The sequence below is a fragment of the Rhodopseudomonas sp. genome (assembly GCF_013377015.1).
Classification (GTDB): Bacteria; Pseudomonadota; Alphaproteobacteria; order Rhizobiales; family Xanthobacteraceae; genus JARJEH01.
The window spans coordinates 1-22,303 of the sequence record NZ_JACABA010000008.1; the positions used below are offsets into that span (position 1 = coordinate 1).

The window sequence follows — 22,303 nt, forward strand, 5'->3', positions numbered from 1 at the left end:
TCCAGACTCTCGTTCGTCTCAGTCAGAAATTCACGCAGAAGATCGTCCATGACACACGCTTTCAATCGCACCGGCGCGTGACTCTCGTCACGCCCCTAAGAATGCGGTTACTGTGTGCGGAAAGCGTTTAATATTGGTTGAGTATCGGGACCGAATGCGCCCTACCTTGAGATAGAGGCGGATTTTCAAAAGCTGCCGGCGATATTTAACCTGAGGTTAACCATGACCCGGTGGATCAGGACGCGGTGACGACCACCGCTTCGCCCTCGGGAGCCAGTGTCACGCTCAATCCGCAGGCCTGCGCCAGCAGCCGGGTGTAATAAGGCTGCACCGCATGGGATTCGACCGCTCCGGTGTGGCCGGGGCTCAGCAGATCGATGATGTTCTGCGGCACCCGTGCATTCAACCCGGCCGCGGTGACCCGGAAGCCCATCGCCTCGCCTTCGCCGACGGGATCGACCGTTAGCAGGCCGCCGCGCGGAATCGTCTGCTGCGCGATCACCATCATATTGAGCAGCAGCTTGACCCGGTTCTTCGGCAGCAGGATTCGCGGCAGATTCCACGCAACCTTAGTCTTTTCGTCCTCAAGATGTCCCCGCGCCATGTTCTGCGCGTCGCCGAGGTCGATCTGCGCACCGGCAGACCCGGCTGCGCCGAACGCAAGCCGGCAGAATTGCAGCCGCGCCGACGCCGTTTTGGCGCTCTTTCTGATCAAATCGAGGGCAAATTCGCGATCTTCCTGCTTCGGACTGTCATCGAGCACCTCAAGTCCATTGACGATCGCGCCAACCGGACTGATGAGATCATGACAAACCCGCGAACACAAAAGCGCTGCAAGTTCCAGCGCATCGGGTGCGGGGACCGGCGCGGGAACTTGCGCGGGGATTTCGGCAGGAGGGGCAGTGCCAGACATTGATCTGTTCCTCGGAAGCCGCTCGGCTCGGACGAGACGAATCAGCCATGCTTGATGGCTTGATACACTGCAGGCGGTTGCACTGCCAACACAACGGCCACCGCTCGGGCCGTCTTAAGGAAGACGACGTTCATGCATAAGGCAATCCTGCCCGGACCGGCAATCGGCCGCGACGCCGCGGCCGCGATGATGGAGCCCCTTACCGATCTGGTGCTCCGCGCCGGCGCCGCCACGCTCGCGGTCAATCGCGGCACCATGGCGGTCGAAGGTAAATCTGATGGATCGCCGGTCACCGAGGCGGATCTGGCCTCCGACCGGATCATTGCCGAAGGGCTGGCGCGGCTGATGCCGGGCATTCCCGCGCTGTCCGAGGAACGCGCCGCACTCGGCCGGCCCGGTTCGGGCAGCTTCTTCCTGATCGACCCGCTGGATGGCACCAAGGAGTTCGTCGCCGGCCGTGACGAGTTCACGGTCAATCTGGCGCTGGTGACCGATGGCAAGCCGCTGCTCGGCATCGTCGGAGCGCCTGCGCTTGGCCTCGTATGGCGCGGGCTGGTCGGCGTCGGCGCCGAACGACTGACGATCAACGCCGATGGCTTGACCTACAAAGCCGAGCCGATCCACACCCGGCCGTTCCCCGCTGCCGGCCGCGACTGGATCGTGGCGATCAGCCGGCTGCATCTCGACGATCGAACCATCGCCTTCATCGACAGCAGGCCGGGCGCGGTTCGGCAGATGGTCGGCTCAGCGGTGAAGTTCTGTCAGGTCGCGGAAGGCAGGGCCGATATCTACCCCCGCCTCGCGCCGACTTGCGAATGGGACATCGCCGCCGGCCACGCCATCGTCACCGCGGCGGGCGGCCGGGTGACCGACAGCAAAGGCGTCGCTCTGCGCTTCGACGAACCGGGGGAAAAATTCATCGTGCCGGAGTTCATTGCTTGGGGCGATCCGAACGCGGTGGGCTGAGCGCTACTCCGCCAGAGTGGAAAGCAACTCGGGCCAGCGTTGGCCGGCGTCCTGCAGAAACTGTTCCGGGTTCGCTGCGAAGGCGTCGCGGTTTTGCTCGCGCCCAAACAGATAGAGCCGTTGGCCAATCACCAGCCAGAGCAGGGAATTGCCCGCCACCGCCACCCCGCGCGCCACATCGACCGGGTCATAGCCCCCGAATTGCGGGGCGTAAATATCTGGACGGGCGAGGAAAAAGCTACGGTTGCCGGAATTGCTGAAGCGCCAGACCGCGCCGCTCGCGGAAGCTTCGAATTGGACGTCCCCGAGTCTGGCTTCGTGATCGGTAAAATACGCCACGGGATCAAAGCCGCCGATCGCCAGACCGGTGTGGCGATTGACCACTACCCGCTCGGTGGTCGCGGCCTGGGCCATCGCGGCCGAGCCCAGCACAACCGCCGCCAGCAGCCCGATCAAGGCTATTCCGCGGCGCCAAGCGTTTCTTTCCTGCCGTTGTGCCGTCATAGTTGGTACCGATAACATCCGAGTCGGGGACAATCGACGCAGCGTAAAGGATGCCGGTCAGCATCCGGTTAAGAGCGGCGCGAGCATTTCAATACCCAGGGGTAAGTTTCATGAGCTTCGCTTCACGCCTCGCTGCGCTGACGCTCGCCGCGCTGGCCATGATCGCGCCGGCAACAGCGCAGCAAGGGCAGCCGCAGCAGCCGCCATACCAGCAACAGCCTGCGCCGCCACGGGCGGCGGCAAGCCCGAGCACCTTCGGCCCGGATGAGTTGACCAATGCCGGCCACCGATTCTTCGGCAACGTCTCCAGGGGGCTGGCCTCGGTGATCGAGCGCGCGGTCAGTCAATGGGGCCTGCCGAACGGATATATCCTGGGCGAGGAAGGCTCGGGCGCCTTCGTCGCCGGGCTGCGTTATGGCGAAGGCACGCTCTACACCAAGAACGCCGGCGATCTGCGGGTGTACTGGCAGGGTCCGTCGGTCGGCTTCGACTGGGGCGGCGACGGCGCGCGGACCATGACGCTGGTGTACAATCTGCCGTCGACCAATGCGATCTATCAGCGCTTCGCCGGTATCGACGGCTCGGCCTATATCGTCGGCGGCTTCGGCATGACCGCGCTGACCGCCAACAATATCGTGCTGGTGCCGATCCGCTCCGGCCTCGGGCTGCGGTTAGGGGCCAATATCGGGTATCTCAAATATACCCCGAATGCGACCTGGAACCCGTTCTGATCCGACCGCCAGCGCGCGGCCGTATCTGGTTACGGATTCACGTTAACGCGGCATTGGGCTGGTATTTTCCGTGCACCTCATGGCATTGTGAGGAGCAGGGTTTTTGAGCGGTGCGAACTCGTTTGCCTCAACAAAATGCTCGCGATTACAACTTGTGCTGACGCGATCCGCCGGGCCTGCTTGGCATTGCGGAACGGGTGCGTCGATTCCTCGTGTAGGAGACATCCATGATCGAGCCGATCATGTATCTGGCGATCGGTTTTCTGGTCTCGATGCTGTGCGGGCTAATGATCGTGCCGCTGGTCCATAACCGCGCGGTACGCCTCACCACCAAGCGCCTCGAAGCGGCGACGCCGCTATCGATGGCCGAAATCCAGGCCGACAAGGATCAGCTGCGCGCCGAATTCGCGATGTCGGCGCGGCGGCTGGAGATGAGCGTCGACCAGCTCAAGAACAAGACCACCAGCCAATTCGCCGAGCTTGGCAAGAAGAGCGATGCGATCAACCGGCTGAAGATCGAACTCGGCGAGAAGAACGCCGCGATCTTCACGCTCGAAGCCCGCGAGAAGGCGGTCAAGGAGCAGTTGCGCGCCACCGAGGAAGAATTCGCCACCAAGACCCAGGCGCTGCGTGGCGCCGAAACCGCGTTGATCGACAAGCAGGCCGAGCTCGCCAGGATCAATTCCGAATTGAGCGACCGCTCGATGATGGCGGACAGCCGCCAAGTCGAACTGATCGCGGTGCGGACCCAGATCGACGCGTTGAAGAACCGCGTCGACGACGCCGAGAAAGAATTCGCCGCCACCCAGTCGCGGCTGGAGCAGCAGCGCGGCGAGTCCGAAGCCGCCACCCGCGAGCTCGAGGAGGCGCGCGGGCGGGTGGAGAATCTCAGCCAGCGGGTGACCGATCTCGACCGCCAGCTAATCGTCCAGGTCAAGGAAGCCGAGATGCTCGGCAACCGCGTCAACGATCTGGAGAACCGGCTCGCCACCCAGGGAAAATTGCTGGCCGAGCGCGAATTCGAGAACAATCAGCTGAAGGCCGCCAACGCCGCCGCCGAAACCGCCGCCAAGCAATTGCGCGACGATGTCGCCGCGATGAATGGCGGCAATTCGCCCGAGCTCGGCCGGCTGCGCGCCGAGAAGGCCGCGCTCGAGGAGCAGTTGCGGGTCGCCCGCGACGAACGCACCCAGGCGCAGCGCGATCTCAACGCGATCCAGCAGCAGGCCGAAAGCTCGTGGGCCACCGAGCGGATGGAGAACGCGCTGCTGCGCGAACGTATCAACGACATTGCCGCCGAAGTGGCCAAGCTGGCGATGACGCTGGAAGGACCGGATTCGGCGATCGAGGCGATCCTGGCGGCGGAGCCGGAGCCAGCGAGAGCCGCCCGCCCCGCCAACGGCGCCGAACCGATGAACGGCATCGAGCCCGCCCGCGGCACGCTGGCGGAACGGATCCGGGCGCTGCAGTCGCATGCCTCCCGCGCCCGCCAGATCGGCTGAATATCCGCAAACGCCCGGCAGGGCGCTTGACACCCCTGCCCTGCACTCCGTAAATCCCGCCATCAAGGTCGTTCAGGACCGGCGGAAACCGCCGTTCCCGAGATGTACGATCATCCCGGGCGCATAGCTCAGCGGGAGAGCGTTCCCTTCACACGGGAGAGGTCCAAGGTTCGATCCCTTGTGCGCCCACCATTCCGCACCGCCGCCCCCACAGAACCCGTTACCGCTTTGCCGAAATGCCGCGGCGCCCGCGCGGTAACATTTGATTCTGCACAATGCGGCCGCACCGCACCCCGCGCTAGCCAGCGCGCAGATGGCTCATCAGACCATCGACAGGGTCGGGCAGCCGACAGGGTCGGGAAACGGACGAAACCCATGCCTCATTCATACGAACAGAAGATCACTGCCCTGCTGGAGCAGGAAACCGCGTTGCGGCTGTGGCTGGAGCAGAAGCGCGCGCTGACCAGGGACAGTCAGGGCGGCACCGTGATCGTCGGCCTGTCGCCGGAGGAGACCGAGGAGTTTCTTCGCCTCAGCCGGCTGGTCCAGGCCCGCGACGCCGGCATGACCGCCGCCGATTTCAAGGCCGTTACCGAGCGGCATGCGGCGCTGAAGGCTATCCTCGAAGAGGCGCTGCAGGAAGACGCTATCGAAAGCCTGAGTTCGTGGGGCGATAGCCCGGCGCGGTCGTAGTCGCCCGCGCTCGCGCGAACGCCGAGCGCGAATTCCGATTTGATTGTCAAACAGCCACGATGAGTCCGGATATGCGCGATCGTTCCCGCGGCGCGTTTGCGCCCGGGTTTTGCGGCGAGCGTCCCGCCCTCTCCTTGAAGAGGGCGCGCGGAACGCCGGGTGCCCGATGCACCCGCGGCCTCGTGTGCAGTGAAAACAAGCACACGAGTTAGTCACCACGGCCACACCGGAAACATCCGGCGTTCCGCACGCGATGGGTTACGACCTATTTCGCGCTCTCCCCGGTGGACGGCTGTTTTCGTCACCGCTCGTGTTGGCTGAGGGATCTCCGCTGTCGGCATCAGGACGGAGCCTCCGCTTTCACATGGCGTCAGCATCGCGACGCCGGGACCACGCGACTTCGGTCGTCCGCCGTCGGCGCGTCGTCCACCGGTTAGGCTGCGGCCGATCCCGCATCCGCCCCGGCCGACGCCGACCGCGTCCACCGCATCCCGCCCCGCGTCCGTGACGATCGCGAAACGCCCCTCCGTGGGGCGGGACCAGCGCATGATAAGGGAGGTTCGGGGTCCGGGGATAAGTAATCAGCAATTTTTTTCCGACGCGTGAATCCTACCCAAGAAGGCGCTTCGCGGCATCCGGCTGCAGCGCGGGGGGCGGCGCGTGTCTCACCATCACGGCAGCACTTCCAGGTGAGTTGATCCGCCTCATCGAGTTCGCAGTCATTCCGGGGCGAGAGCCCGTCGGGCGAGCGAACCCGGAATCTTGCGGCAATGCCGAGTGCTTCAGCGAGATTCCGGGTTCGCTCGCAGCGAAGCTGCTCGCGCCCCGGAATGACGAGGGTGGGAATTGTCGGATTCCGCGTCTCCTCGCCGCCGCGAGGGGACAGGCGCTTCGCGTCCGATCAGCTCGCCGAATGCGCCGCCTGTGGTGCAGGGTGGTCGGCGAATTTGTGCGACAGCCAGGACGACAGCAGCGCCGGCACCAGGCCCACCAGCCCGTAGAGGATGAACTGCAGCGCGCCGCTGTCGGGGCCACGGTTGCTGTACATGAACGCGGTGGCGAGGAAGGCGATCGCGCCAACCAGCAGCATCCGCGACAGCGGGCCTATCCGTCGAACATGACAGAAGATCTCATCGACCGCGGCGATCATCAGCGCCGGCAAGATTCCGAACAGATAGCTGTATTTCAGCGACTTGAAGAGGACGATGAAAAACTTCTTGATCTCCATCAGATTGGTGTGGACCCAGTAGCCCGACAGATAGCTGGTGGCGAACAGCAGCAACAGTCCGCCAACGAACGGACCAAGCAGCGCAAAAATCAGATATCGCTTCATGCCATCTCCAGAATTGCCATCTCCAGAATTGCAGACTCCAGACCTGCCGCTCCAGACTTGAGGCCTTGAACCGTTCGCCCGGCCGGCCGTCGCGCAATCTAGTCCAATTTCAGACGGCGTGAAAACCACTCCGACAAGGCGGAGTCGGCGCCGCCGCCGACGAACACTTCGGACGCGGTAACGCCGCTCTTGCCCAGCATCAGACAGACCCCGATGCGGTAGGCGAACCACAGATGCGGGTCGGTCAGCGCGCGCAGCTTGTGCCGGTCGTGCTCCAACGGCTGGTGATTGCGCGCCTTCCTGACCTCGACCGCGAGCATATTGTCCGGCACCTCGCGGCGATGCACGACGATGTCGGGATAGATCGACTTGCCGAGATCGTCGTCGGTCGAGACGATGCTCGCCTTCGGCAGCAGCCAGGTGCGGTCGCCGAGTCGGTTATAGTCGCAATCGACGCTCCAATCCGGGAACTGATGTTCCAGATGAACCGCGACCCGGTGCGTCAGCGTCCGCTCTCCGAGATCCTTGGCGAACAGGAAAGCGTCGCGTGCATAGAGTTGCTCGACCGCGCCCGCGAGCTTGTCCAACGCGCCCTGCATTCACCCTCGCCCCGCTCGGACACCCGAACGCGCGCATCATGGCCCAGACCGCGGTCCGGCGCAAAACCAATTCGGACACGGCGCGACACTACATCAACACCTCGATCAGGTTCGGCCCGTTGCCAGCGATACCGTCGGCCAGCGCCTTGTTGAAGTCCTCAGCGGTGGCGACCGAACGCGCCGGCAGACCCATGCCCTTGGCCAGTGCCACCCAGTCCAGCGCCGGGCGGTCGATGTTGAGCATGTCGGCGGCGCGGCGGCCCATCTCGCCGGCGCCGACGCCCTCGAACTCGCCCTTCAGTATCTGATAAGTGCGATTGGCGAACACGATGGTGGTGACATCGAGGTTCTCGCGTGCCTGGGTCCACAGCGATTGCAGCGTATACATCGCGCTGCCGTCGCCGACCATGCAGATCACCTTGCGATCGGGACACGCCACAGCAGCACCGGTGGCGACCGGGGTCGAGAACCCGATCGAGCCGCCCATGTTCTGCAGCCAGTCGTGCGGCGCGGCCGCGGCGGTCGGCGGAAAGAAGCCGCGGCCGGTGGTGATCGATTCATCGATGACAATGGCGTGCTCCGGGATCGCCATCGCGATCGCCATCGCGATCGAGGCGTGGTTGAGCGCGCCGGTCGGCTTCGCCAGCTCGACCAGCTTTTGCGGCTGGGCGTCCTGCGGCTTGGCGCCGAGCGCGCCGGCCAGCGCCTCGAGTGCGGCGACCGAATTCTCGCCGCCGGCGGTCATGCGATGCACCTCGCAGCCTTCCGGCTTCAACAGGCTCGGCTTGTTCGGATAGGCGAAGAACGCCACCGGATCGTTGGCCTCGACCAGTACGATATTCTTGAAGTCCTTCAGGATCGGCAGCGCCTGCTCGATCACGTAAGGAATCCGGTCGATCGAAAAGCGGCCGCGGCCGCGCGCCATCTTCGGATTGTAGGTCTGGCCCATCACCTTGCAGCCGGTCTTGCCGGCGATCCGCGCCGCCAGCGCCAGGCCGTGCTCGGTGAGCGCGCCGCCCGACAGCAGCAGCAGGGTGTGGGCGCCGCCGAGTAGGATTTTCGCCGCGGTCTCCACCGCGCGCGGCGAATAACTCGCGCGCTGGGACTCCTCCGGCACCGCCGCGATGCCGTCGGCCTCGTTCCAGGCGGTATCGGCGGGCAGGATCAGGGTGGCGATCTGCGCCGGATGGCTTTTCGCCGCGGCGATCGCGGCGGCGCCGTCGCCGGCGACTGATTGCGCATCCGGCGAAGTCCGGACCCAGGATGACATCGGCCGCGCCAAGCCTTCGATGTCGGAGGTCAAGGGCGCGTTGTAGTCGATATGGTAGGTGGCGTGCTGGCCGACGATGTTGACGATGCCGGACGACGCCTTCTTGGCGTTGTGCAGATTGGCGAGGCCATTGGCGAGTCCGGGGCCGAGATGCAGCAGCGTCGAGGCCGGCGATCCCTTCATCCGGTAATAGCCGTCGGCGGCGCCGGTCACCACGCCCTCGAACAGCCCGAGCACGCAGCGCATCCCTTCGACGCGATCGAGTGCGGCGACGAAGTGCATCTCCGAAGTCCCGGGATTGGCGAAGCAAACATCGACGCCGCCCGCGACCAAGGTTCGCACCAGGCTTTCCGCACCGTTCATCGCTCGCTCCCTCTCGGCTTTTGTTCCTGCAATCGATCAATCATTGTTCCACCATTTCGTCAAAGGCTTCGCGGGCGCACATTGCTGCCATCGCCAGCAAGCGGAGCGCGACCGGCTGCTGTTGCCGTTTTCACACCATCGCCCGGAACCGCTGGGCTCACGCGGCCGTGGGTTGCGAAGCCGGGCGAATTATGGCCTCTCTCGGGCGCAGATTTTGTCGCGAGGAAGATGATGAACCGAATTTTTGCCGTGCTTTTCGCCGTCACCGCGATGATCGCCATCGCCGCCCCCGCCGACGCGCGCGAGCGCAAACATCAGCCCAAGCAGGACTTCCAGGTCGACGATTCGCCGTCGCTGGCCAATTTCTTCTCCGGTTTCGGCAGCGGTGGCGGCACCGGCCCGATTCCCCGCACCGTGGTCGGCTTCCAGAGCCATTATGCACCGGGCACCATTGTCATCAGCACCGGGGAGCGCCGGCTCTATCTGGTCACCGGCAACGGCCAGGCGCTGCGCTACGGCATCGGGGTGGGCCGCGACGGCTTCCGCTGGGGCGGCGTGCATCGCATTACCGCGAAGAAGGAATGGCCGAGCTGGACCCCGCCGTCGCAGATGCTGGCCCGGCGCCCCGACCTGCCGCGCCACATGCCCGGTGGCATCGAGAATCCGCTCGGCGCCCGCGCGATGTATCTCGGCTCCACGCTGTACCGGATCCACGGCTCCAACGAGCCGGAGACGATCGGCCAGGCAGTGTCGTCGGGTTGCTTCCGGATGACCAATGACGACGTCACCGACCTCTACAACCGTGTCTCAGTCGGCGCCACGGTGGTGGTGAAGAACTGAGTTCGGCCGCGGGCCGACGCGCCATCATCCTTGCGCAAGGATAGGGATCGCGGCAGCATTACGGCGATGCAAAATGCTCTGCTGTCCCGGCGGGTGCCATGGCTGTTCGCGGTCGTCCTGACCGGCGCGGCGATCGGCGCGGCCGCGCTTAAGCCATCCACCGCCGCCGAACCGGCGGCGATCGCGACGAAGCAACGGACTGAAAAGAAGAGCTTCAGCGACGCCGAGATCCTCGACGGCTTCTTCAAGACGGCGTTCGGTGCCGAATTCCATCTGGCCGGCCGGGTCGACCGGATCCGCAAATTTGACTCGCCGGTCCGGGTATTCGCCGACGGCGCCAACCGCCCCGACCGCAAGGCGCGGCTCGCCAAAGTCGTCGCCGATATCGCCGCCAAAGTTGAACATCTCGACATCGCGATGGCGGACAAGGCCGACGCCGCCAATGTCGCCGTGCGGCTGGTGCGCGACCGCGACCTCGACCGCACCATCACCAGCTTCTACGGCGCCGAGCGGGCCCGTGAAATCCACAATTCGCTCGATCCGCAATGCCTGTCCGGCTTTCGCAAGAACGAGAAATACGAGATCGAGCATTCCGACGTGATCCTCACCGTCGACAATGGCGACTTCGTCTTCCTCGACTGCGCCTACGAGGAACTGCTGCAGTCGCTGGGGCCGATCAACGACACTGATTCGGTGCCATGGACGATGTTCAACGACGCCGTCCAGATGGGCTATTTCGACGTCTACGATCAGTACCTGCTGAACATCCTGTATCACCCGCAGATCAAGGCCGGGATGACGATCGCCGAGGTCAAGGCGGTGCTGCCGCAGGTGCTGGCAGATGTGCGGGCCTGGGTGGCGAAGCTGAACAATCTCGCCGAATAGGCGCCGGGTTTTCAATTGAGCATGATCTTTTCCGCAAACCGCTATCCACTTTTCAGAATCATGATCTAGCGGTTCGGATCGCAAATCGCCTTCCGGACGACCCGGTCCCCTTCCCGCTCGGGAAGGGGAACGGGTTCGCATCAACCGTCAGCGGTTGCTGGCAACCAGCGCGCTGGCCGGCAGGTTCTGCAGGCAGGCGCTATAGGCGTTCGGATCCATCGCGAATTTCGACCGGCAATCGGCGACCGCGCCATTGCTCCGGCCCATCGCCGAGGCCTGACGGGTGGGCGATGCGGATACCGCGGGGGCTGGCATAGACGCCGAATTGTAGCCGGTCCGTTGCAGGCCGGACGAGTTAGACGCCACCGTCGTCTGATTGCACGCCGGCAGGGCCAGGGAAATCAGCGCGAGGAAGGCAAAAGGCGCGAGCTTCTTCATCTTTCAATTGTCCATCTTTGGGAATTCGGAGGGGGTCGCAAATACGCAAAAAATACCACACGCAAATGTCGGCCGAGATGATCAGCACAACCATTTAAAGTGCATGTTGTAGTTAACTTTGTCCTAATGAAGGAATTGTCGTAACGTCCACTCTCTGCAACAATTCGAAACAAGTTAGTCGCTCGTCTGGAGCTAACTAACAGGCTTTCGCATCTGGTTCGCAATCGCAGATACCAGAGCAAGAAAAGCAGGGAGGAATGTTGTGCGTAAACTTGGAGGATTGGCCATGATGGCGCTGGCGCTGTCATGGGCGACGTCGGCGCATGCAACAATCTGGATCCATTCGGATTCCGGCGGCCGCATCGAGGACTACTTATCGAGATACCGGAGTGCCCGCGCGTCGAACGAGCGCGTCGTGATCGACGGATCGTGCCTGTCGGCGTGCACGCTAGTGCTCGGCATCGTCCCGCGCGGCCGGCTCTGCGCCACCCAGAACGCCACGCTCGGTTTCCATTCGGCATGGGAGCCGGACGACCACGGTCACGCGGTGATCAGCGCGCGCTGGACCCACGTGGTGCTGGCCAATCTGCCCGGGGCAATTCGCCATTGGATTTCACGCCGCGGAGGATTGCGGACGGAGATGCTGTATTTGCGCGGCCCAGAGCTCGCGCAGTTCGTGCCGGCCTGCACGGCTTGAAGTTGTACACACGCCGGGCGTCGTTACGGCGCGCGGCAATTGTGCAGACACGATCGCGTCAAGGTTGTCATTCCGGGATGCATTCTGGTCGGCGCAGCCGACCTGAACGCAGGCCCGGAATCCATAACCCCTGGCCTCAAATAGATCGACGGCATCGCCACAACGCGACGCTGCGGCGTATGGATTCCGGGCCTGCGCCCAAAGCGGGGCGCATCCCGGAATGAGAGGCTTTGCCTCACGCCGTCTTTTCGAACAATTCGCGGCCGATCAGCATGCGGCGGATTTCGCTGGTGCCGGCGCCGATCTCGTACAGTTTTGCGTCACGCAGCAACCTGCCCGTGGAGTAGTCATTGATGTAGCCGTTGCCGCCGAGCAGCTGGATTGCATCCAGCGCACATTGGGTGGCGCGTTCGGCGGCGTAGAGGATTGCGCCGGCGGAATCCTCGCGGGTGGTCTCGCCGCGGTCGCAGGATTTCGCCACCGCGTAGACGTAGGCGCGCGAGGCGTTCATCGTCACATACATGTCGGCAACCTTGGCCTGCACCAGCTGGAAGGTGCCGATCGGCTGGCCGAACTGCCTGCGCTCGTGCACGTAGGGCATCACCACGTCGAGGCAGGCCTGCATGATGCCGAGCGGCCCGGCCGCCAGCACCGCGCGCTCGTAATCGAGGCCGCTCATCAGCACGTTGACGCCGCGGCCGACATCGCCGAGCACGTTCTCCTCCGGCACTTCGCAATCCTCGAACACCAACTCGCCGGTGTCCGAGCCGCGCATCCCGAGCTTGTCGAGTTTCTGCGCGGTGGAGAATCCCTTCATCCCCTTTTCGATGATGAAGGCGGTGATGCCGCGCGCGCCCGCCGCCGGATCGGTCTTGGCATAGACCACCAGCGTCTCGGCGATCGGGCCGTTGGTGATCCACATCTTGCTGCCGTTCAGGATGTAGCGGTCGCCCTTCTTCTCGGCGCGGGTCTTCATCGACACCACATCGGAGCCGGCGCCCGGCTCCGACATCGCCAGCGCGCCGACATGTTCGCCGCTGATCAGCTTCGGCAGATATTTGCGCTTCTGCGCCTCGTTGCCGTTGCGGCGCATCTGGTTGACGCAGAGGTTGGAATGCGCGCCGTAGGACAGTCCGACCGAGGCCGAGGCGCGGGAGATTTCCTCGACTGCGATGCAATGCTCGAGATAGCCGAGCCCGGAGCCGCCATACTCCTCCTCGACGGTGATGCCGTGCAACCCGAGCGCGCCGAGCTTCGGCCACAGGTCGCGCGGGAACTGGTTGCTCTTGTCGATCTCGTCGGCGCGCGGAGCAATTTCGTTCTGCGAAAAATCCCGCACCGTCTCGCGGATCGCATCCGCGGTCTCGCCGAGGTCGAAGTTGAACATCCGTTGCGCATTGGGGATCATGGTCGGGCTTTCTCTGGTCGATAGCGGTCGGCGCCGCGGCTTTTTGGTTGCGGCGACCATGTCACGCAAGTGCGAGGCTGAGAAGGGGACAATGGTCGCGGCCTGCCGCATAGCGAAACCGGCCCGAAATCGCCAGCGGCTCGACACAAGTGCCGGAACATCACGGATTGTACTGTCGGATCAAATTGTTCGGCGCGAGGCCAAACGGCGCAGGGAAACCTTGCCCTCGGCACCGCGACCGGCTGTAATTCCGCCCGCAAATCACCCGCCGGCACCCGCCACGGCGACAACGACCAGGGAGGCCGCCGCCATGCACGGCACCATCGAATCCGAGAAAGCCGCCCGCCAGCGCGCCGCGCGTGAGGAAGCCTACGCCACCCCGCTGGCACAATTCCATCCGGGCGCGCCGCGGCATTTCCGCGACGATACGCTGTGGCCGTGGTTCGAGCGGCTGCGCAAGGAAGAGCCGGTGCACTATTGCACCAACGCGCCGATCGAGCCGTATTGGTCGGTCACCAAATACAACGACATCATGCATGTCGACACCAATCACGGCGTGTTCTCGTCGGATTCGACGCTCGGCGGCATCTCGATCCGCGACGCCCCGCAGGGTTATGACTGGCCGAGCTTCATCGCGATGGATCAGCCGCGCCACGCCGAGCAGCGCAAGACCGTGTCGCCGATGTTCACGCCGACCCATCTCGACGAACTCGCGATCCTGATCCGACAGCGCACCGGCAAAGTGCTCGACGCCCTGCCCCGCAACGAGACCTTCAATTTCGTCGACCGGGTCTCGATCGAGCTGACCACCCAGATGCTGGCGACGCTGTTCGACTTTCCGTTCGACGAACGCCGCAAGCTGACGCGCTGGTCCGACGTCGCCACCGCGCTGCCGAAAAGCATGATCGTCGAATCCGAGGAGCAGCGCCGCGACGAGTTGAGCCAATGCGCGACCTTCTTCACCAAGCTGTGGAACGAGCGCGTCAATTCCGAGCCGCGCAACGACCTGATCTCGATGATGGCGCACAACGATGCGACCCGGCACATGACCCACGACAACCTGATCGGCAACATCATCCTGCTGATCGTCGGCGGCAACGACACCACCCGCAATACCATGTCGGGATCGGTGCTGGCGCTGAACGAGAATCCCGATCAGTTCGCCAAGCTGCGCGCCAACCCGGCGCTGATCGACACCATGGTGCCCGAGGTGATCCGCTGGCAGACGCCGCTGGCGCATATGCGCCGTACCGCGCTGGCAGACACCGAACTCGGCGGCAAGACCATCAAGAAAGGCGACCGCGTAGTGATGTGGTACGTCTCCGGCAACCGCGACGAGGAAGCGATCGAGAACCCTAACGACTTCATCATCGACCGCGCCCGGCCGCGCACCCATCTGTCATTCGGCTTCGGTATCCACCGCTGCGTCGGGATGCGGCTCGCCGAGCTGCAACTCAGGATCGTGTGGGAGGAAATGCTCAAGCGGTTCGAGCGTATTGAAGTTGTCGGAGAGCCGAAGCGGGTGTATTCGAGCTTCGTCAAAGGCTACGAGTCCTTGCCGGTTCGCGTCTCCTGACACATCCCCCGACAATCCAGACCAGAGTGTAATTTCCTTGATGAAAAACCAAGCCGCGGAGCAGGACGAGTTCCATGACATCCGCGATGCCGTCGCCAAATTGTGCGCGCAGTTTCCCGGCGAATATTGGCGCAAACTCGACCGCGACATGGCCTATCCCAAGGCCTTCGTCGATGCGCTGACCGAGGCTGGCTATCTGTCGGTGCTGATCCCGGAGGAATATGGCGGCTCGGGCCTGAGGCTGTCGGCCGCCGCTGCGATCCTCGAAGAGATCCAGCGCGCCGGCTGCAATGGCGGCGGCTGCCACGCCCAGATGTACACCATGGGCACGCTGCTGCGGCATGGCAGCGATGCGCAGAAGGCGCAGTGGCTGCCGAAGATCGCCACCGGCGAAGTCCGGCTGCAGGCGTTCGGCGTCACCGAGCCGACCTCCGGCACCGACACCACCTCGCTGAAGACCTTCGCCAGGAAGGATGCGGACGGCAACTACGTCGTCAACGGCCAGAAGATCTGGACCAGCCGCGCCGAATATTCCGACCTGATGATCCTGCTGGCGCGGACCACGCCGAAGGACCAGTCGGCGAAGCGCACCGACGGATTGTCGGTGTTCCTGGTCGATATGAAAGAAGCCAAGGGCAACGGCCTCGAGATCCGCCCGATCCGCACCATGATGAACCACGCCACCACCGAAGTGTTCTTCACCGACCTCAAGGTGCCGGCGGCAAATCTGATCGGCGAGGAAGGCAAGGGCTTCCGCTACATCCTGTCCGGCATGAATGCCGAGCGCATCCTGATCGCCAGCGAATGCGTCGGCGACGCCAAATGGTTCATCGCCAAGGCCACCGCCTATGCGAAGGAGCGCGTGGTGTTCGGCCGGCCGATCGGCCAGAACCAGGGCGTGCAGTTCCCGATCGCCAAGGCCTATGCGCAGATGCGCGCCGCCGAGCTGATGGTGAAGGAAGCCGCGCGCAAATACGAGGCCGGGCTCGATTGCGGCGCCGAAGCCAACATGGCCAAGATGCTGGCGGCTGACGCCTCCTGGGAAGCGGCCAATGCCTGCGTGCAGACCCATGGCGGCTTCGGCTTCGCCGAGGAATACGACGTCGAGCGCAAATTCCGCGAAACAAGGCTGTATCAGGTGGCGCCGATCTCCACCAATCTGATCCTGTCGCATCTCGCCGAGCACGTGCTCGGCATGCCGCGCTCTTACTAGGGGCGCCGCCATGCTGCCGCTTGAAGGATTGACCGTCGTCGCCGTCGAACAGGCGGTCGCGGCGCCGTTCTGCAGTTCGCGGCTGGCGGATGCCGGCGCCCATGTGGTCAAGGTGGAGCGGCCGGAGGGCGATTTCGCCCGCGGCTACGACCACGCCGCCAAGGGCCAGAGCAGCTACTTCGTCTGGCTCAATCGCGGCAAGGAATCCGCGGTGATCGATCTGGCCACCAAGGATGGCCGCAACGATCTCGAGGCGCTGATCGCCACCGCCGACGTGCTGCTGCAGAATCTAAAGCCCGGCTCGATGGACCGGCTCGGCTTCACCCGCGAACGGCTGCGCCAAGACTATCCGGCGCTGATCATCTGCACCATCTCGGGCTATGGCGACGACGGCCCCTATGCCGAGCGCAAGGCCTATGACCTGCTGATCCAGGCCGAAAGCGGCCTCGCCTCGATCACCGGCGGACCGGAGAGCGCGTCGCGGGTCGGGATGTCGATCGTCGACGTCGCCACCGGCGCCACCGCGCAGGCGGCGATCCTCGAGGCGCTGATCGGGCGCTCGCGCCACGGCCAGGGCGCCGACATCCGAATCTCGATGTTCGACGTGATGGCCGACTGGCTCACCGTGCCGCTGCTCAACGCCGAGGCCGGCAACCCGCCGCAGCGGATGGGCCTGGCGCATCCGTCGATCGCTCCCTATGGGGTGTTCACCTCCAAGGATGGCAAGGACATCCTGATCTCGATCCAGAGCGAGCGGGAGTGGAAGAAACTCTGCGCCGAGGTGCTGCGCCAGCCGCAGCTGATCGACGATTTGCGGCTGTGCAACGGCGTCGAGCGGGTGCGGAACCGCGCCTTCACCGACCGGACCGTCGCCGACGCCTTCGGCGCGCTGACCCGGGAGGATTTGCTGGCGCATCTGGCCAGCGCCGACATCGCCTTCGCCGAGGTCAACACCATGAGCGACCTCGCCAAGCATCCGCATCTGCGCCGGATCGCCGTCGAAACCCCGGCCGGCGTTGTGAGCTATCCGGCCCCGGCGGCGATCGTCGTCGACGAGCCGCGCAGCTACGGCGCGGTGCCGGGGATCGGCGACAAATCCAAACCCGGAAAGCCGACACCATGACCGCTCCCGCCACCGACGCGCTCGATCTCGATCACCTGCGGCAATGGATCGGCCGCAGCGAACAGGCCACCGACACCGTCACCGCGCAGCTGGTGAAGGGGCTGCGGGCGACGCTGTTTCTCGACATCGGCACGCCGCAGCCGGGCGACGCCGCGCCGTTCACGGTTCATTGGTGCCTGGCGCAGCCGGTCTATCCGATGGCGATGCTCGGCCCCGACGGCCACCCCACCCGCGGCGGCTTCCTGCCGCCGGTGCCGCTGCCGCGCCGGATGTGGGCCGGCGGCGAAATCGAATTCATCGAACCGCTATGCGTCGGTGACGAGGCGACGCGGACGTCGACCATCGCCGACGTGACGCTGAAGACCGGCTCGACCGGGTCGCTGTGCTTCGTCTCGGTGCAGCACGAGATCACGACGCCGCGCGGCATCGCGATCCGCGAGCGCCAGGACCTGGTCTATCGCGACAACCCGAATGCCGCCGCGGCGCCGGCGAAGCCCGCCGCGGCGCCGCCCGCGGCCGCCCATCGCGAGAGCCACCTCGCCGATCCGGTGCTGCTGTTCCGCTATTCGGCGCTGACCTTCAACGGCCACCGCATCCATTACGACCGCGACTACGTCACCAAGGTCGAGTTCTATCCGGGGCTGGTGGTGCACGGCCCGATGCAGGCGGCATTGCTGGTGGAATTCGCCGCCAAGCTGCACGATGGCCAGGCGCCGAAGAAATTCGCCTATCGCGGGCTGCAGCCGCTGTTCGACGGCGCCGAATTTTCGGTCAACGCCAACGAGACCGCGACCGGCATCGACGTCTGGACCGCGAATGCGGCGGGTTCGCCGACCATGAAGGGCACTGCGACGTGGTGATCGCGCGCATGGACTTCTCCCCGCAAGCGGGGCGAGGGAGCGCGCTGCCTTTATGGCAAGGACATCGACACCCATGAGTTGACTTCCGCCCCATTCACCCGGATTGATCGGCCAACGGCATCATCAACGCCGACTGATACGGGGAAACGATCTTGGCACGCGACAAGGCAAACAGAGCCGCGCCTACCACCGTCAAATCCGTGACGCTCGACCTGTTGCGCGCGTTCGGCATCAGCAAGGTGTTCGGCAATCCCGGCTCGACCGAATTGCCGTTCCTCGCCGACTGGCCGGACGACATCGACTATGTGCTCGGCCTGCAGGAGGCCAGCGTAGTCAGCATGGCGGACGGCTACGCCCAGGCGACCCGCAATGCCGGCTTCGTCAATCTGCATTCGGCGGCCGGGGTCGGCAATGCGCTCGGCAACATCTACACCGCCTATCGCAACCAGACCCCGCTGGTGATCAGCGCCGGCCAGCAGGCGCGCAGCCTGCTGCCGCTGCAGCCGTTCCTCGGCGCCGAGCGCGCCGCCGAATTCCCGCTGCCTTACGTCAAATACAGCGTCGAGCCGGCGCGCGCCGAGGACGTGCCCGCCGCGATCGCCCGCGCCTATTATGTGGCGATGCAGCCGCCCTGCGGGCCGACCTTCGTCTCGGTGCCGATCGACGACTGGGCGCGGCCCGCCGCGCCGGTCGCCGCGCGCCGCATCAGCCGCGAGAGCGGGCCGGAGCCGGCGCTGATGCAGGCGCTCGCCGCGGCGCTGGCCGCCAGCAAGACTCCGGCCTTCGTGGTCGGTCCTGCGGTCGATCGCGCCCGCGCCGTGGACCTGATGGTGCGGCTGGCCGAGCGCGCCAAGGCGGCGGTGTGGGCCAGCCCGTTCTCGCATCGCTGCAGCTTTCCGGAAACCCATCCGCTGTTCGCCGGCTTCCTGCATGCCGCGCCGGGACAATTGTCCGAGGCGTTGCGCGGCCATGATCTGGTGGTGGTGATCGGCGCGCCGGTGTTCACCTTCCATGTCGAGGGCCACGCCGCGATCTTCGACGGCGCAACTGACATCTTCCAGATCACCGACGACGCCACCGCCGCCGCCGTCACCCCGGTCGGCACCAGCATCGTCGCCACCATGGTGCCGGCGCTGACGCTGCTGCTCGAGCTGCTGCCGGAGACCAGGCGCGCCGCGCCCGCCCCGCGCGTGCGGCCGCCGGCGCCCGCCGTCGCCGATCCGATCCCGGCGGAATTCCTGCTGCACGCGCTGGCGTCGGCGATGCCGGCCGACGCCATGCTGGTCGAGGAAGCGCCGTCGCACCGGCCGGCGATGCAAGAATTCATGCCGATGCGCGGCCAGGACAGTTTTTGCACCATGGCGAGCGGCGGCCTCGGCTTCGCCCTGCCCGCCGCGGTCGGCGCCGTGCTGGCGCAGCCGGCGCGCCGCATCGTCTGCCTGATCGGCGACGGCTCGGCGATGTATTCGATCCAGGCGCTGTGGACAGCGGCGCAACGCCAGCTGCCGCTGACCGTGGTGGTGATCAACAATGGCGGCTACGGCGCGATGCGCTCGTTCAGCCAGGTGATGCAGGTTCGCAACGTGCCCGGCCTCGACCTCCCCGGCATCGATTTCGTCCGCCTCGCCGAGGGCCTCGGCTGCGACGCCGCGCGCGTCACCAACTGCGCCGACCTCGCCCCGGCGCTGGCCCGCGCGCTGACCCACGACGGCGTCAGCCTGGTCGAAGTGGTGGTCGATGCCGCCGTGCCGCTGCTCTACGCGAAGAAGGGGTGAGCGCGGGACGATTCGCCCTTTCACCACTTGCTCGCCAGCTCTTCATTGACTATTTTGCAGTCATTGACTTATGGAGGCTGCCATGGCGGTGATGACGATCAGGAACATCGACGACGCCATCAAGAAGCGGCTTCGCGTGCGCGCCGCCGTCAACGGGCGCTCGATGGAGGACGAGGCGCGGGACATCCTGCGTTCGGCGCTGTCGACCGACGAGCCTCGCGCACGCAATCTCGCGCAAGCCATCCATGATCGGTTCGCGGCGCTCGGCGGCGTCGACCTCCGCGAAACGCGCCGCGAGGACATTCGGCAGCCGCCGGATTTCGGCGAATGATCGTCCTTGATACCAACGTCATTTCGGAGCTGATGCGTCCAAAGCCGGATGCCGCGGTGATGGCGTGGTTCGGTGAACAGCCGATGGCAGGCGTGTTCACCACGACCCTGACGCAGGCGGAGATCTTCTACGGCCTGGCGCTGCTTCCGGAAGGACGCCGCCGGGACGAGCTGATCGCCGCCGCGCGACCGATCTTCGCGGTCGATCTGGCCGGTCGCGTGCTGCCGTTCGACACCGACGCCGCCGACGCCTATCCGGCCATCGCGGCGAGCCGGCGCCACGGCGGGCGACCGATCAGTCAGATCGACGCCCAGATCGCCGCCATCGTCCGTTCGCGCGGCGCCCGGCTGGCAACCCGCAACACCTCCGACTTCGCCGACTGCGGCATCACGGTGGTCGATCCGTGGACGGGGACGTAGAGGTTTCCAGCTCGAGCTTTGGTGAGACGACGCGCGCCTTTTCAGCGCCCGATGCCTTGACCGCGATCGATGTTCGCCGTATTCTAGCTAGATAATCTAGCCAGAAAGATCCACCCAATGGCCGAACGCAGTTGGTCGGTGCAGGACGCCAAGAACCGCTTCAGCGAGGTCGTCGAGGCCGCGCGGCGCAGCCCGCAAACCGTGACCAAGCACGGCAAGCCTGCCGTCGTTGTGGTCGACGTGACCGAATACGAGCGCCTGCAACGGCTCGAACGCGCCCATGCGCCGTCCTTCGCCGACGTGCTGCTGGCGATGCCGCAGGACGATGGTGAATTTTCGCGCGGCGACGTGCGGATGCGCGAACTCGATCTGTGATGTATCTGATCGACACCGTCACGCTGTCCGAACTCCGCAAGCGGCAGCGCGACCCGCAGGTCGTCGCCTGGTTCGAGCGTCAGCGAACGGCCGACCTCTTCCTCAGCGTCATCAGCATCGGCGAAATCGAGCGCGGGATCGCGCGGCAGCGCCCGACCGACCCGGACTTTGCACGCGCGCTCGCCGCCTGGCTGGATAAGGTCCTGACCGTCTATAGCGAGCGGATCGTCCCGTTCGATCTGCGGTCGGCCCGGCGCTGGGGGGCGCTGAGCGCCGCGCTCGGCAACGACAGCGCCGATCTGATGATCGCCGCCACCGCGCTGGAGCATGGGCTGACCGTCGTGACGCGCAACGTCTCGGATTTCGCGCCGACCGGGGCGGCGGTGGTCGATCCGTTCGGGAAGGCGTAGCGAGGGTGGGGCGGAGCGAAGCCTGGGGATGGCGAGCGATGACTTAGCGCCATCGTAGGGCTTGTCTCGGCGAAACGGCGGATTATGCTGCGCTAATCCGCCCAATATGTCAGGAAGGGCGTCTCAATCCTCAGGTGTAAGAAAATAGATTGGCGAGAGCGGAAGCCGTTGCCGCGACTTCTGATCCAACTTTGCGTACGCTTCGATCCAAAGCTCGACCAAACGCTCAGCACTAATCAGCGTGATCTTGCGGCTCGTTTGCTTGCGAGCGGTATCCTCGGCATCCTTGGTAAACCCGCCAACCGATACGTAAAGACCGACATCGCCGCTATCGACGACTGCGAGAAAGGAATTCAGGGTCGGTAGATCAATCCTCTGATTGCCACCCTTGACCTGAACTTTTATTCGCGGCGGCTGTGTCCCGAGCGGGTCCGTATGCGCAATGATGTCGATGCCGCCGTCTTTACCCGGCGGTGATACCCACGCAATGTGGTAGCCGAGCCCTTTCAGCAGACCGGCAACCAAATCCTGCATCTCGTAGGGCGGCATCGCGCGCAAGTGAGCTTCGATCTCGTCCCAAGCCTGTTCATCCGCTTTTTCATAAGTGATACTGGCTTCAGCTTTTGCGGTTTCCGCTGAATCGAGTTCTTCCAAGCTCTCGACTTGGGGCTTGGTCGGAGCGCCGATCCGCCATTCTCGGTAGAGCCTTATTGCCTCACGATAGAAGGCCTCTGGATCAGAAAAGTCCCTATACGCCTGCTGACCAGCGTTGGTGATCGACCAGACGCCCTTGTTCTTCACAAGCCAACCGGCCTTCACGCAATCAATCGTCGCAAATCGCACGATCTTCTCAAAGCGAGGTGTACCGGTGCTCTCGTACAGTCCAGCCTCATACGGAGTCAGTTGCACGGACGCTGCCAATTGTTTGAGGGCTTCTCGGGCTTGGAGCCCTTCAGGATTGGCCAGGAGTATCTCGAACAATTTGCGAAGGTGCGCGCCAGTGCGTGGAATTGTAATCTCAGGCATATGGTGCCCCCTTCCGTTTAACCCTCAGCCCGCACCAGCGGATAATTCGGTAC

24 protein-coding genes and 1 tRNA gene are annotated in these 22,303 nt (G+C 64.7%); 17 read left to right on the plus strand and 8 right to left on the minus strand.

Features of this window, described 5'->3' with window-relative positions; genetic code table 11:
- Positions 1 to 235: 235 nt before the first annotated feature.
- Positions 236 to 913, minus strand: a complete 678-nt coding sequence (chpT, locus tag HXX15_RS22130; RefSeq protein WP_296519031.1) for a histidine phosphotransferase ChpT — start codon at positions 911 to 913, stop codon at positions 236 to 238.
- A gap of 132 nt (positions 914 to 1,045) precedes the next feature.
- Here chpT and HXX15_RS22135 point away from each other — a divergent pair, with 132 nt between their 5' ends.
- Complete coding sequence (locus HXX15_RS22135) at positions 1,046 to 1,879, plus strand: 3'(2'),5'-bisphosphate nucleotidase CysQ (RefSeq protein ID WP_296519033.1); 834 nt, start codon at positions 1,046 to 1,048, stop codon at positions 1,877 to 1,879.
- Between the two features lie 3 nt (positions 1,880 to 1,882).
- Here HXX15_RS22135 and HXX15_RS22140 read toward each other — a convergent pair whose 3' ends face one another.
- Entirely contained in the window at positions 1,883 to 2,383 is a 501-nt protein-coding gene (locus tag HXX15_RS22140) for a YHS domain-containing (seleno)protein (protein WP_296519035.1), read from the minus strand.
- A 110-nt stretch (positions 2,384 to 2,493) separates the two neighbouring features.
- Between HXX15_RS22140 and HXX15_RS22145 the strand changes: the two genes are divergently transcribed.
- The 4 genes from HXX15_RS22145 to HXX15_RS22160 all read left to right on the plus strand — a co-directional run bounded on the left by HXX15_RS22145 (position 2,494) and on the right by HXX15_RS22160 (position 5,309).
- Positions 2,494 to 3,114: a DUF1134 domain-containing protein gene (locus HXX15_RS22145; RefSeq protein WP_296519037.1), complete on the plus strand. Its 621-nt coding sequence runs from the start codon at positions 2,494 to 2,496 to the stop codon at positions 3,112 to 3,114.
- 227 nt (positions 3,115 to 3,341) lie between these two features.
- Positions 3,342 to 4,616, plus strand: coding sequence for a hypothetical protein (locus tag HXX15_RS22150; RefSeq protein ID WP_296519039.1), 1,275 nt, complete (start codon positions 3,342 to 3,344; stop codon positions 4,614 to 4,616).
- A 117-nt stretch (positions 4,617 to 4,733) separates the two neighbouring features.
- Positions 4,734 to 4,808 (plus strand) — tRNA-Val (locus HXX15_RS22155).
- Between the two features lie 183 nt (positions 4,809 to 4,991).
- A complete protein-coding gene (locus HXX15_RS22160) occupies positions 4,992 to 5,309 on the plus strand; it encodes a hypothetical protein (protein WP_296519040.1) in 318 nt (105 codons plus the stop codon).
- Between the two features lie 901 nt (positions 5,310 to 6,210).
- Here HXX15_RS22160 and HXX15_RS22165 read toward each other — a convergent pair.
- The 3 genes from HXX15_RS22165 to HXX15_RS22175 form a co-directional block, all read right to left on the minus strand.
- Complete coding sequence (locus tag HXX15_RS22165) at positions 6,211 to 6,642, minus strand: DUF5413 family protein (RefSeq protein ID WP_296519042.1); 432 nt, start codon at positions 6,640 to 6,642, stop codon at positions 6,211 to 6,213.
- A gap of 98 nt (positions 6,643 to 6,740) precedes the next feature.
- A complete protein-coding gene (locus tag HXX15_RS22170; protein WP_296519044.1) occupies positions 6,741 to 7,241 on the minus strand; it encodes a hypothetical protein in 501 nt (166 codons plus the stop codon).
- 88 nt (positions 7,242 to 7,329) lie between these two features.
- On the minus strand, positions 7,330 to 8,874 hold the full coding sequence (locus tag HXX15_RS22175) for an acetolactate synthase large subunit (RefSeq protein WP_296519046.1): 1,545 nt from the start codon (positions 8,872 to 8,874) through the stop codon (positions 7,330 to 7,332).
- Between the two features lie 231 nt (positions 8,875 to 9,105).
- On the opposite strand from HXX15_RS22175, the gene HXX15_RS22180 reads away from it, so the two are divergent.
- Positions 9,106 to 9,714 carry a L,D-transpeptidase gene (locus HXX15_RS22180; protein ID WP_296519047.1) on the plus strand — a complete coding sequence of 203 codons (609 nt, stop codon included), beginning with the start codon at positions 9,106 to 9,108 and terminating at the stop codon, positions 9,712 to 9,714.
- A 66-nt stretch (positions 9,715 to 9,780) separates the two neighbouring features.
- On the plus strand, positions 9,781 to 10,599 hold the full coding sequence (locus HXX15_RS22185) for a DUF2927 domain-containing protein (RefSeq protein ID WP_296519049.1): 819 nt from the start codon (positions 9,781 to 9,783) through the stop codon (positions 10,597 to 10,599).
- Positions 10,600 to 10,746: 147 nt separating this feature from the next.
- On the opposite strand, the gene HXX15_RS22190 is transcribed toward HXX15_RS22185, so the two are convergent.
- On the minus strand, positions 10,747 to 11,037 hold the full coding sequence (locus HXX15_RS22190) for a hypothetical protein (RefSeq protein WP_296519051.1): 291 nt from the start codon (positions 11,035 to 11,037) through the stop codon (positions 10,747 to 10,749).
- Between the two features lie 262 nt (positions 11,038 to 11,299).
- On the opposite strand from HXX15_RS22190, the gene HXX15_RS22195 reads away from it, so the two are divergent.
- On the plus strand, positions 11,300 to 11,734 hold the full coding sequence (locus HXX15_RS22195; protein WP_296519052.1) for a hypothetical protein: 435 nt from the start codon (positions 11,300 to 11,302) through the stop codon (positions 11,732 to 11,734).
- 235 nt (positions 11,735 to 11,969) lie between these two features.
- Here the strand turns inward: HXX15_RS22195 and HXX15_RS22200 are convergent, their stop codons facing one another.
- A complete protein-coding gene (locus HXX15_RS22200) occupies positions 11,970 to 13,142 on the minus strand; it encodes an isovaleryl-CoA dehydrogenase (RefSeq protein WP_296519054.1) in 1,173 nt (390 codons plus the stop codon).
- 310 nt (positions 13,143 to 13,452) lie between these two features.
- Between HXX15_RS22200 and HXX15_RS22205 the strand changes: the two genes are divergently transcribed.
- From HXX15_RS22205 to HXX15_RS22245, 9 genes are all read left to right on the plus strand, one after another.
- Positions 13,453 to 14,718, plus strand: coding sequence for a cytochrome P450 (locus HXX15_RS22205; RefSeq protein ID WP_296519057.1), 1,266 nt, complete (start codon positions 13,453 to 13,455; stop codon positions 14,716 to 14,718).
- Between the two features lie 40 nt (positions 14,719 to 14,758).
- Positions 14,759 to 15,931, plus strand: coding sequence for an acyl-CoA dehydrogenase family protein (locus tag HXX15_RS22210; RefSeq protein WP_296519059.1), 1,173 nt, complete (start codon positions 14,759 to 14,761; stop codon positions 15,929 to 15,931).
- Positions 15,932 to 15,941: 10 nt separating this feature from the next.
- On the plus strand, positions 15,942 to 17,054 hold the full coding sequence (locus tag HXX15_RS22215; RefSeq protein ID WP_296519061.1) for a CaiB/BaiF CoA-transferase family protein: 1,113 nt from the start codon (positions 15,942 to 15,944) through the stop codon (positions 17,052 to 17,054).
- Positions 17,051 to 17,914, plus strand: coding sequence for a MaoC family dehydratase N-terminal domain-containing protein (locus tag HXX15_RS22220; RefSeq protein ID WP_296519063.1), 864 nt, complete (start codon positions 17,051 to 17,053; stop codon positions 17,912 to 17,914). The genes HXX15_RS22215 and HXX15_RS22220 overlap by 4 nt, the downstream gene beginning before the upstream one ends.
- A 152-nt stretch (positions 17,915 to 18,066) precedes the next feature.
- Positions 18,067 to 19,689 (plus strand): benzoylformate decarboxylase, encoded by a 1,623-nt coding sequence (gene mdlC, locus HXX15_RS22225; protein WP_296519065.1) that lies wholly within the window; start codon positions 18,067 to 18,069, stop codon positions 19,687 to 19,689.
- Between the two features lie 82 nt (positions 19,690 to 19,771).
- Positions 19,772 to 20,020 (plus strand): plasmid stabilization protein, encoded by a 249-nt coding sequence (locus HXX15_RS22230; protein WP_296519067.1) that lies wholly within the window; start codon positions 19,772 to 19,774, stop codon positions 20,018 to 20,020.
- Complete coding sequence (locus HXX15_RS22235; RefSeq protein WP_296519068.1) at positions 20,017 to 20,439, plus strand: type II toxin-antitoxin system VapC family toxin; 423 nt, start codon at positions 20,017 to 20,019, stop codon at positions 20,437 to 20,439. The genes HXX15_RS22230 and HXX15_RS22235 overlap by 4 nt, the downstream gene beginning before the upstream one ends.
- Before the next feature lie 117 nt (positions 20,440 to 20,556).
- On the plus strand, positions 20,557 to 20,814 hold the full coding sequence (locus HXX15_RS22240; RefSeq protein WP_296519070.1) for a type II toxin-antitoxin system Phd/YefM family antitoxin: 258 nt from the start codon (positions 20,557 to 20,559) through the stop codon (positions 20,812 to 20,814).
- The gene (locus tag HXX15_RS22245) at positions 20,814 to 21,224 is read left to right on the plus strand and encodes a type II toxin-antitoxin system VapC family toxin (protein WP_296519072.1); all 411 of its coding nucleotides are present in this window, start codon (positions 20,814 to 20,816) and stop codon (positions 21,222 to 21,224) included. Before HXX15_RS22240 ends, HXX15_RS22245 begins: the two co-directional genes overlap by 1 nt.
- Before the next feature lie 123 nt (positions 21,225 to 21,347).
- On the opposite strand, the gene HXX15_RS22250 is transcribed toward HXX15_RS22245, so the two are convergent.
- Complete coding sequence (locus HXX15_RS22250) at positions 21,348 to 22,250, minus strand: restriction endonuclease (protein ID WP_296519074.1); 903 nt, start codon at positions 22,248 to 22,250, stop codon at positions 21,348 to 21,350.
- Between the last annotated feature and the right edge of the window lie 53 nt (positions 22,251 to 22,303).

Excerpts from the sequence above, each read along its gene's own strand:
- chpT (WP_296519031.1), bottom strand. The coding sequence starts at position 913 with ATGTCTGGCACTGCCCCTCCTGCCGAAATCCCCGCGCAAGTTCCCGCG.
- HXX15_RS22135 (WP_296519033.1), top strand. The coding sequence starts at position 1,046 with ATGCATAAGGCAATCCTGCCCGGACCGGCAATCGGCCGCGACGCCGCG.
- HXX15_RS22140 (WP_296519035.1), bottom strand. The coding sequence starts at position 2,383 with ATGACGGCACAACGGCAGGAAAGAAACGCTTGGCGCCGCGGAATAGCC.
- HXX15_RS22145 (WP_296519037.1), top strand. The coding sequence starts at position 2,494 with ATGAGCTTCGCTTCACGCCTCGCTGCGCTGACGCTCGCCGCGCTGGCC.
- HXX15_RS22150 (WP_296519039.1), top strand. The coding sequence starts at position 3,342 with ATGATCGAGCCGATCATGTATCTGGCGATCGGTTTTCTGGTCTCGATG.
- HXX15_RS22160 (WP_296519040.1), top strand. The coding sequence starts at position 4,992 with ATGCCTCATTCATACGAACAGAAGATCACTGCCCTGCTGGAGCAGGAA.
- HXX15_RS22165 (WP_296519042.1), bottom strand. The coding sequence starts at position 6,642 with ATGAAGCGATATCTGATTTTTGCGCTGCTTGGTCCGTTCGTTGGCGGA.
- HXX15_RS22170 (WP_296519044.1), bottom strand. The coding sequence starts at position 7,241 with ATGCAGGGCGCGTTGGACAAGCTCGCGGGCGCGGTCGAGCAACTCTAT.
- HXX15_RS22175 (WP_296519046.1), bottom strand. The coding sequence starts at position 8,874 with ATGAACGGTGCGGAAAGCCTGGTGCGAACCTTGGTCGCGGGCGGCGTC.
- HXX15_RS22180 (WP_296519047.1), top strand. The coding sequence starts at position 9,106 with ATGAACCGAATTTTTGCCGTGCTTTTCGCCGTCACCGCGATGATCGCC.
- HXX15_RS22185 (WP_296519049.1), top strand. The coding sequence starts at position 9,781 with ATGCAAAATGCTCTGCTGTCCCGGCGGGTGCCATGGCTGTTCGCGGTC.
- HXX15_RS22190 (WP_296519051.1), bottom strand. The coding sequence starts at position 11,037 with ATGAAGAAGCTCGCGCCTTTTGCCTTCCTCGCGCTGATTTCCCTGGCC.
- HXX15_RS22200 (WP_296519054.1), bottom strand. The coding sequence starts at position 13,142 with ATGATCCCCAATGCGCAACGGATGTTCAACTTCGACCTCGGCGAGACC.
- HXX15_RS22205 (WP_296519057.1), top strand. The coding sequence starts at position 13,453 with ATGCACGGCACCATCGAATCCGAGAAAGCCGCCCGCCAGCGCGCCGCG.
- HXX15_RS22210 (WP_296519059.1), top strand. The coding sequence starts at position 14,759 with ATGAAAAACCAAGCCGCGGAGCAGGACGAGTTCCATGACATCCGCGAT.
- HXX15_RS22215 (WP_296519061.1), top strand. The coding sequence starts at position 15,942 with ATGCTGCCGCTTGAAGGATTGACCGTCGTCGCCGTCGAACAGGCGGTC.
- HXX15_RS22220 (WP_296519063.1), top strand. The coding sequence starts at position 17,051 with ATGACCGCTCCCGCCACCGACGCGCTCGATCTCGATCACCTGCGGCAA.
- HXX15_RS22230 (WP_296519067.1), top strand. The coding sequence starts at position 19,772 with ATGGCGGTGATGACGATCAGGAACATCGACGACGCCATCAAGAAGCGG.
- HXX15_RS22235 (WP_296519068.1), top strand. The coding sequence starts at position 20,017 with ATGATCGTCCTTGATACCAACGTCATTTCGGAGCTGATGCGTCCAAAG.
- HXX15_RS22240 (WP_296519070.1), top strand. The coding sequence starts at position 20,557 with ATGGCCGAACGCAGTTGGTCGGTGCAGGACGCCAAGAACCGCTTCAGC.
- HXX15_RS22245 (WP_296519072.1), top strand. The coding sequence starts at position 20,814 with ATGTATCTGATCGACACCGTCACGCTGTCCGAACTCCGCAAGCGGCAG.
- HXX15_RS22250 (WP_296519074.1), bottom strand. The coding sequence starts at position 22,250 with ATGCCTGAGATTACAATTCCACGCACTGGCGCGCACCTTCGCAAATTG.